Source organism: Streptomyces sp. NPDC036822, assembly GCF_055609145.1.
This window is the reverse complement of sequence record NZ_JBVJPY010000059.1, coordinates 1-2375: the sequence shown is the minus strand read 5'-3', so window position 1 is coordinate 2375 and position 2375 is coordinate 1. Positions and strand designations below refer to the sequence as shown.

At 56.8% G+C, this 2375-nt stretch carries 1 rRNA gene; it reads right to left on the bottom strand.

From position 1 onward, the window contains the following. Nucleotide 1 precedes the first annotated feature (1 nt). Nucleotides 2-2375 (bottom strand): 23S ribosomal RNA (locus ACZ68P_RS36160); the annotation flags it as partial.

Sequence of the window (2375 nt, the reverse complement as noted above, 5' to 3'; positions counted from 1 at the left end):
TGAGGACAAGCCCTCGGCCTATTAGTACCGGTCAGCTCCACCCATTACTGGGCTTCCACATCCGGCCTATCAACCCAGTCGTCTACTGGGAGCCTTACCCTCTCAAGGAGGTGGGAATACTCATCTCGAAGCAGGCTTCCCGCTTAGATGCTTTCAGCGGTTATCCCTCCCGAACGTAGCCAACCAGCCATGCCCTTGGCAGGACAACTGGCACACCAGAGGTTCGTCCGTCCCGGTCCTCTCGTACTAGGGACAGCCCTTCTCAATATTCCTACGCGCACAGCGGATAGGGACCGAACTGTCTCACGACGTTCTAAACCCAGCTCGCGTACCGCTTTAATGGGCGAACAGCCCAACCCTTGGGACCGACTCCAGCCCCAGGATGCGACGAGCCGACATCGAGGTGCCAAACCATCCCGTCGATATGGACTCTTGGGGAAGATCAGCCTGTTATCCCCGGGGTACCTTTTATCCGTTGAGCGACGGCGCTTCCACAAGCCACCGCCGGATCACTAGTCCCGACTTTCGTCCCTGCTCGACCCGTCGGTCTCACAGTCAAGCTCCCTTGTGCACTTACACTCAACACCTGATTGCCAACCAGGCTGAGGGAACCTTTGGGCGCCTCCGTTACCCTTTGGGAGGCAACCGCCCCAGTTAAACTACCCATCAGACACTGTCCCTGATCCGGATCACGGACCGAGGTTAGACATCCAGCACGACCAGAGTGGTATTTCAACGGCGACTCCACCATGACTGGCGTCACGGCTTCAAAGTCTCCCACCTATCCTACACAAGCCGAACCGAACACCAATATCAAACTGTAGTAAAGGTCCCGGGGTCTTTCCGTCCTGCTGCGCGAAACGAGCATCTTTACTCGTAGTGCAATTTCACCGGGCCTATGGTTGAGACAGTCGAGAAGTCGTTACGCCATTCGTGCAGGTCGGAACTTACCCGACAAGGAATTTCGCTACCTTAGGATGGTTATAGTTACCACCGCCGTTTACTGGCGCTTAAGTTCTCAGCTTCGCAACCCCGAAAGGTCACTAACCGGTCCCCTTAACGTTCCAGCACCGGGCAGGCGTCAGTCCGTATACATCGCCTTACGGCTTCGCACGGACCTGTGTTTTTAGTAAACAGTCGCTTCTCGCTGGTCTCTGCGGCCACCCCCAGCTCACCGAGTAAATCGGATCACCAGTGATGGCCCCCCTTCTCCCGAAGTTACGGGGGCATTTTGCCGAGTTCCTTAACCATAGTTCACCCGAACGCCTCGGTATTCTCTACCTGACCACCTGAGTCGGTTTAGGGTACGGGCCGCCATGAAACTCGCTAGAGGCTTTTCTCGACAGCATAGGATCATCCACTTCACCACAATCGGCTCGGCATCAGGTCTCAGCCTTAATGTGTGACGGATTTGCCTATCACACGGCCTACACCCTTACCCCGGGACAACCACCGCCCGGGCTGGACTACCTTCCTGCGTCACCCCATCGCTTACCTACTACCACCTTGGGTCAGCGGCTCCACCACTCCCCTTCACCCGAAGGATCCAGGGCGGCTTCACGGCCTTAGCATTAATGGGCTCGATATTGGGCGTTTCAAAGCGGGTACCGGAATATCAACCGGTTGTCCATCGACTACGCCTGTCGGCCTCGCCTTAGGTCCCGACTTACCCTGGGCAGATCAGCTTGACCCAGGAACCCTTAGTCAATCGGCGCACACGTTTCTCACGTGTGTATCGCTACTCATGCCTGCATTCTCACTCGTGAACCGTCCACAACTCGCTTCCGCGGCTGCTTCACCCGGCACACGACGCTCCCCTACCCATCACAGCGGGCGTTGGCCCTCATGCTGCAATGACACGACTTCGGCGGTACGCTTGAGCCCCGCTACATTGTCGGCGCGGAATCACTTGACCAGTGAGCTATTACGCACTCTTTCAAGGGTGGCTGCTTCTAAGCCAACCTCCTGGTTGTCTCTGCGACTCCACATCCTTTCCCACTTAGCGTACGCTTAGGGGCCTTAGTCGATGCTCTGGGCTGTTTCCCTCTCGACCATGGAGCTTATCCCCCACAGTCTCACTGCCGTGCTCTCACTTACCGGCATTCGGAGTTTGGCTAAGGTCAGTAACCCGGTAGGGCCCATCGCCTATCCAGTGCTCTACCTCCGGCAAGAAACACACGACGCTGCACCTAAATGCATTTCGGGGAGAACCAGCTATCACGGAGTTTGATTGGCCTTTCACCCCTAACCACAGGTCATCCCCCAGGTTTTCAACCCTGGTGGGTTCGGTCCTCCACGAAGTCTTACCTCCGCTTCAACCTGCCCATGGCTAGATCACTCCGCTTCGGGTCTTGAGCGCGCTACTGAATCGCCCT